Origin of the sequence: Actinocatenispora comari (genome assembly GCF_017312725.1) — a bacterium.
Classification (GTDB): Bacteria; Actinomycetota; Actinomycetes; order Mycobacteriales; family Micromonosporaceae; genus Actinocatenispora; species Actinocatenispora comari.
The window spans coordinates 33,580-39,719 of sequence record NZ_BOPO01000074.1 but is presented as its reverse complement, the minus strand read 5'-3'; the positions used below and the strand labels follow the sequence as shown (position 1 = coordinate 39,719).

The 6,140-nt window shown below is 71.4% G+C and carries 6 protein-coding genes; 1 reads left to right on the top strand and 5 read right to left on the bottom strand.

The window, feature by feature from the left end; translation table 11 throughout:
* The 3 genes from NUM_RS19560 to NUM_RS19550 all read right to left on the bottom strand — a co-directional run.
* A partial coding sequence (locus NUM_RS19560) for a discoidin domain-containing protein (RefSeq protein ID WP_207126339.1) occupies nt 1–1,714 on the bottom strand: 1,714 nt, incomplete at its 3' end.
* Nucleotides 1,715–1,952: 238 nt separating this feature from the next.
* A complete protein-coding gene (locus NUM_RS19555; protein WP_207126338.1) occupies nt 1,953–2,279 on the bottom strand; it encodes a DUF4873 domain-containing protein in 327 nt (108 codons plus the stop codon).
* Nucleotides 2,272–2,967, bottom strand: a complete 696-nt coding sequence (locus NUM_RS19550) for a TetR/AcrR family transcriptional regulator (RefSeq protein ID WP_207126337.1) — start codon at nt 2,965–2,967, stop codon at nt 2,272–2,274. Before NUM_RS19550 ends, NUM_RS19555 begins: the two co-directional genes overlap by 8 nt.
* A gap of 121 nt (nt 2,968–3,088) precedes the next feature.
* Between NUM_RS19550 and NUM_RS19545 the strand changes: the two genes are divergently transcribed.
* Entirely contained in the window at nt 3,089–3,982 is an 894-nt protein-coding gene (locus NUM_RS19545) for an AurF N-oxygenase family protein (RefSeq protein WP_207126336.1), read from the top strand.
* On the opposite strand, the gene NUM_RS19540 is transcribed toward NUM_RS19545, so the two are convergent.
* Nucleotides 3,983–4,456: a bleomycin resistance protein gene (locus tag NUM_RS19540; RefSeq protein ID WP_207126335.1), complete on the bottom strand. Its 474-nt coding sequence runs from the start codon at nt 4,454–4,456 to the stop codon at nt 3,983–3,985. It lies immediately after the preceding gene.
* 38 nt (nt 4,457–4,494) lie between these two features.
* On the bottom strand, nt 4,495–6,120 hold the full coding sequence (locus NUM_RS19535) for a GxGYxYP domain-containing protein (RefSeq protein ID WP_207126334.1): 1,626 nt from the start codon (nt 6,118–6,120) through the stop codon (nt 4,495–4,497).
* Between the last annotated feature and the right edge of the window lie 20 nt (nt 6,121–6,140).

Below are 6,140 nucleotides of genomic sequence, written 5' to 3'. Positions count from 1 at the left end.
CCCGTACGTCGGAGTAGCCGTGCAGGCTGCGGCCGTCGGCGTCGAGAGTGAGACCGCCGTCGTTGTTGACGTTGTCGAAGATCAGGCTGGCATCGCTGCCGGGGAACCGGAACCGGAAGATCGCCGCGTGGTCGGTCGGGGCCAGTTCCACCGCGATGCCGTTGCTGAAGGTGACCGCGTACCGGTGCGCCTGTGCGGTTTCGTCGTCGTGCGAGAACGCCAGCGCCCGCTTGTCGCGGTCGGCGTCCGGGGTGCCGCTGGCCGCGGACGGCATGACCTGGAAGGTCTGCCGGTCCCCCATCCAGGGACTCGGCTCGTGGCTGACCGAGAAGGCCTGCAGTTCCGGCAGGTTCGCCGCGTTGTTGGCCTTCTGGTACGCGTACAGCCAGCTGGTCGAGCCGGCGTCGGTGACGGGCACCCAGAAGTTGAACCCGTTGGGTACCGCGGTGGCCGGGATGTTGTTGCCGCGGGAGAAGTCGCCGGAGGCGTTGGTGCCGCGGGTGGTCAGCACGTAGTCGGTGGGCCGGGATCGGTTGTCCGACACGGGATCACCGAGCCGGACGTCGTCCAGCCAGCCGCGGAACTGCGCCGGCCCGGCCGGCTTGTCGTAGCCGAACAGGATCCGCTCGACCTTCTTGCCGGCGGCGACCGCGCCGACGTCGATCACCACCGAGTTCCACTGGTTCGGGTACAGGATGTTGCCGGCGCCCTGGCCGCTGGGCGAGGCGGCGATGCCGTGCTGGTCGAGCGCGGACAGCTGGGACAGGTAGGTGCCGTCGGAGAACGCCAGGTCCAGCGCCACGTAGGTACTGGCGTAGGACAGGTCACCGACGCCCATCACCGGGAACACCTTGTACGCCAGCCGCGTGTGCCGGCCGACGGTCAGCTCCACGTCGTAGATCTTGTTGTAGGCGTAGGCGTGGCCTTCGGCGGTGTGCTGGCCGGCGAACTCCAGCGAGGCGAGGCCGGTGAAGCCGACCTTCGGCCGGATGTTCGGTCCGCTCGCCGGCCCCGTGCCCACCGCGGTCAGCATGTCCTTCTGCGGTGGCGGCGCATCGTCCCCATTGGACAGTTGCAGGTCGGCCAGCTGCACGATGTCGCCGCTGCCGTTGGCGGTGACGTTCAGCCGGTAGTAGGTGTACTTGGTGGTGTTGTCGACGCTGAACTGGCGCAGCTGGTAGCGGTGGTCGAAGGTCTCGCCGGTGCGGGTGTCCAGGTCCGTCCACTGGGTACCGTCGGTGGAGCCCTGCAGGGTCCAGTTCTTCGGGTCGCGCTCGGCGTGGTCGTTGGCCGAGGTCAACGCGTAGGCAACGACCGCGATCGGTTCGGACAGCTGCACCTCGGCCCACGCGGTCGCGGTGAACGCGAGCCACTTGGTACTCGGGTCGGCGTCGAGCAGGTTCGCGGCGATCTCGTTGGGCGGGTTCTCCCCGCTCGCCACGCACTTGGTGATCTTGTCGACGATGCTGCCGGGAATGCCGGTCGGGGCGGCACCGGTCACCCCGGACATCCGCGCGGTGCCGTGCCTGTCGGTCTCCACCGTGCTGGTCCAGTCCAGCGGCCGGTCGTCGGCCTCGAACGAGGAGGCGAAGACCAACCCGCGGGCCGGCGCGTACCGGTCGGACACCGGCGACGCGGACGCGACCGACGGCACCCCTTCCGCCAACGCCACCAGGGATGCCCCGCTACCCACCAACAACGCTCTGCGTTTCACGCCGCGCCTCCATCGACCCGTACGGTTCGAGGACCGGCACGAACCGGCCCTCGCCACCCCAACGGTTGACGCACGAGGACAGGCCGGCATCAACCCGTAAGCACACAATCGGAATATGACAGCGTTGTCAAGATGCCCAGGTGACGGGGTTTTCCACCGCCCGGATCCGGGTGCCACCACAACCGGCACGAACCACGCGTACCGGATCGGAAAGCCCGCCCGAGCCGGCCGGACGACGTCAGGCGGACGGCGTGGTCGAGGCCGGGAACGGGGGCGTTCCGGCACCACCCACCCGGTACCGGCCCCACGGGTCGACGTCGGTGAGCGTGGTGGTGACCGAGCCGTACGGCGTGGTCAGCGTCAGGTTGCGGGCCCGCGCGGCGGCCAGCTCGGTGACCGCCGCGTCCGCGGCGAGCCGCCCGTACCACCGGTAGGCGCCGCTGATCGGCTCCAGCGCACCGCGCAGCTGGGCGCCGACCCGCACGCTGCGCGCGCCGTCGCCGAGCTCCACCTCGCCCCGGTACCCGTCGCCGTCGAACTCGTCTGCCCTTGTCTCGTCAGTCATCCTCGCCTCCGGAAAGCAGGGGCAGCTCGGGGTCGAGTTCGACGCCGCGGGCGCGCAGGTGGCCGTCGATGACGTACCAGATCGAGTCGCCGAGCGACTCGACCAGCCGACGCTGGCCGATCAGTCCGCGGTCGCCGAGCTCGTGCCGGCGCACCCACCAGTCACCGGCCGCCTCGACCATGCCGATCAGCCCGTACGCGATCGGTTCCACCGCGTCGTCGTCGACGCCGAGCAGCGTCATGTAGTGCCCGAGCAGGTCGGCGAGCTGCGCGGCGAACAGCTTCTCGCCGGCGGTGAACGCCTCCCGGCCCGCCGGCACCGCGGCGGAGCGGGTGGCGATCAGCCGGTACAGCTCGGGGTGCTCGTCGAGCCAGCGCACGTGCGCGCGCACCAGCGAGGTGATCAGCGCCCGCGGCGCGGCGCCGGAGTGCAGTGGCCGGGTCAGCTTGGCCAGCAACAGCTCCACCGCGCGCTGGGCGACCGCCACCTGCAGCTCGTCGCGGGAGTCGAAGTAGCGGTAGAGCACGGTGCGCGAGACGCCGGCCTGCTCGGCGATCGCGTCGAACCCCACGTCGATGCCGGCCGCCTCGATGGCCGCGACGGCCGCATCGATCAACTCGGCGCGGCGTTGCTGCCGGTGCGCGGCCCAGCGCCGGGCGCGGCCGTCGGTCTGCTGGCTACCAGTCACCCCGACAGCTTACCTGTGACGAACTGTCACACAATCCTTGACGTGGCGGTCGCGGCGTCGCATAGTGGTTGTGCGTGACATCGTGTCACAGACACCTCGGTGGCGAAGGAGGTGACCCGGGATGGTGACGGGCACCGATCAGACCCGGACCCGCGACCGGTTGCTCACCGCATCGGCCCGGCACAGCTACGATCCCGACCTCGACATCGACTGGTCGGCACCGGTACCCGACGGCGTGCCGAGCCTGCCCGAGCGCCGCGTCTCGCTGTACGGAACGCCGCTGTGGCAACGGCTCACGCCCGAGCAGCGCATCGCGCTCGGCACCCACGAGTGGTGCTCGATCACCCGGTTCGGCATCTGGTTCGAGACGCTGCTGATGCGCATGCTGCTGCGCGACATCTACCGCCGCGACCCCGGCAGCGACTACGTGCAGTACGCGCTGACCGAGATCGGCGACGAGACCCGGCACAGCATCATGTTCGCCCGCGAGGTCGAGCGGCTCGGCGCGAGCGAACACGCCCCCGGTACCGGGCTGCTGCGGCTCGGTGCGCTGTTCGGCGCGCTCGCCCCGCGCGGGCCGGCGATGTTCGCCGCCACCCTGCTCACCGAGGAGACCCTCGACCGGCTGCAGCGCGAGCTGATGGCCGACGAGACCCTGCAACCCCTGGTACGCATGACATCGCGCATCCACGTGGTCGAGGAGGCGCGGCACGTCAAGTTCGCCCGTACCGAGCTGGCCCGCCAGGTCGCGACCACCTCGCGCCCGACCCTGTTGCGGCACCGGCAGCTGACCGCGGCGGCCGCCTACGTGGTGTCGGCGAACCTGATCCATCCCGGCGTGTACGCGGCGGTCGGCCTCGACCCGCGGCAGGCTCGCGCGGTGGCCCGGGCGAACCCGTACCACCGGGAGACGTTGCTCTGGATGGGCAAGCCGGTCACCGACTTCCTCACCGAGGTCGGCATGATCGGCCGCCCCGGCCGCGGCCTCTGGCGCCGCTCCGGCTTCCTCGCCTGATCACGGAAGTCGAGGCGGATCGGGAAGTGGCCACCCGCTGCCCGACGGACCGGCGGCCCGACGCCCGGACGGGCGCTGAAAGCGGAGCAGGTAGCCGTCCGGGTCGGTGACCAGGAACTGTTCGACCCCGGCCGCCTCCGCACCGATCCGGTACCAGCGGGTCTCCGGCGGCCGGAACAGCGGATAGCCCGCCGCCGCGAGCCTGGCCAGGATCGGGGCCAGGTCGGCGACGGCGAGCTGCAGGTTGATGCCGCGCCCGAGTGGCGGTACGAGCGGACCGGTGATCCAGTCGCGCCCGGTACCGATCTGGTCGAGCATGACGTGCGCGGTCGCGAGCGACAGGTAGGCGAACCCCTCCTCCGGCCGCTCGTACTCGACGGTGAAGCCGCACAGGTCGCGCCAGAACCGCAGGCTGGCGGCGAGGTCGGTGACCGACAACTCTGGTACCAGCGCCGGTTCGTCTCCCACGATCACCTGGCCATGGTGACAGAGGTACCGGCGCCGGAGCGGAGTCAGCGGCCGGGCAGGTGCAGGGCGCGGCGGGCGAGGTGGAAGAACTGGTCGCCGCGCACCACCGTGTACGGGTCGGACAGCGACGCGGCGATCGTGGCGACGTCGCTGGGGTTCAGGTTCCAGGACAGGATCCCGATCGACAGGAACAGCGGCGCATCGCCGGACCAGCCGGCGGCCGAGGCCGCGATCGCCGCCTGCGCCTCGGCGACGCTGCTGGTCAGGTAGCTCACCGCCTGCGGCGTGTCGCGGTGCAGCACCGACAGTTCGGTGTGATCCGTCCAGTCCTTGAACAGCCCGAGTGGTCGCACGTCACGGAGGTAGCGCGCGGCCTCCGCGTCGGACAGCGGTACGTCCGCGCCGTCGATGCGGTTCAGGATCACCGCCGCGTCCATCCCGGTGCGCCGCATGTACCGCGCGGTCATGCCGGTGAACGCGCCGAGCGTGTCGTCCGGCCACGGCGACGGGTACGCGTAGCCGGCGCCGGACGGCCCGGCCATCAGGTAGTCGTTGCGGGTCGCGGTGCGCTGGTAGTAGCTCAGGAACACCGGTGCGGCGTCGATCAGCAGCGGGTTCGTCGACCAGTTCAGCGGTACCGCGCCACGGCCCGGGTCGTCCCACAGCTGCCGCATCTTGTGCTGGTTGTACTGCAGGTTGTCGCCCTCGGTCATCGAGAACGTGACGTACACGCGGTTGGCCAGCGGCGGTGCCGGCAGCGAACGCTGCCCGCCGGCGACCGGCGCCGGCGCCCCGCCGTACACGGTGAGGTTCTGCGAGTGGTCGGCGGCCAGCACGATCACGCCGTGCCGGGAGGTCAGCTCGGTACCGTCGCTCTCCCCGCCGACGCCGGCCGGCCACCAGCCGAGAAACGCCGTACCCGGCGCCATGTCGCTCATCACCCGCTCGCCGATCGCCCGCGACTCCGGTACGTCGGGGTGGATCCACAGCGTCAGCGCCCGGGTCGCGACCGCGTAGTCGCGCAGGTCGCACAGGGTGTTCTCCGGGTCGAGACCGACCAGGATCCGGTGCTCGGTGTGCGGCCACAGGGTGTCCACCGCCCAGGTGTAGGCGGCGATCTCGTCGGCGAACCGACCACGCAGGTCGGCCACCACCGGCAGGTCGCCGAGGCCGGCCAGCTGGTCGGGCGCGGCGATGATCGCGTCGTGCAACCCGGCGAGCGTGGTGGCGAGGTTGCGGGTGGCCGGCAGGTCGGGGTCGGTGACCACCACGCCGCGCACGACCGATCGGTGGCGGCGCAGCAGCTCGGCGGGCGAGGCGACGGTGCGGTAGCGCAGCCCGGCGGTGTGCAGCCAGGTCACGCCGCCCTCGTCGGCCGGGCGCAGGATGGCGATCCGCGGCCGGGCCCGGTTGACCAGCCCCTGCAGGCTCGCGACGAGCAGCTGGTCGGCGTCGCTGGCGTCGGTGAGGTCGATCAGGTCCAGTACGTCCGGCGCGGCGAAGTGCGGCAGCACCTGCCCGCGGGGCCAGTCGATGCCGGTACGGCCGGGTGCCGCCGCGGCGGGCCCCGACCCGGTGCTGGCGCCGAGTGCCGCCGCACCGGCGGTGGCACCGGCTCCGATCAGCAGCTGGCGGCGGGTGGGAAGGGAACGTGCCGAATCCGCAAACATCTACCTAACCCCTCGTCGAC

Coding starts and splice junctions, on each gene's coding strand:
- NUM_RS19555 (WP_207126338.1), bottom strand. CDS start 2,279: ATGACTGACGAGACAAGGGCAGACGAGTTCGACGGCGACGGGTACCGG.
- NUM_RS19545 (WP_207126336.1), top strand. CDS start 3,089: ATGGTGACGGGCACCGATCAGACCCGGACCCGCGACCGGTTGCTCACC.
- NUM_RS19535 (WP_207126334.1), bottom strand. CDS start 6,120: ATGTTTGCGGATTCGGCACGTTCCCTTCCCACCCGCCGCCAGCTGCTG.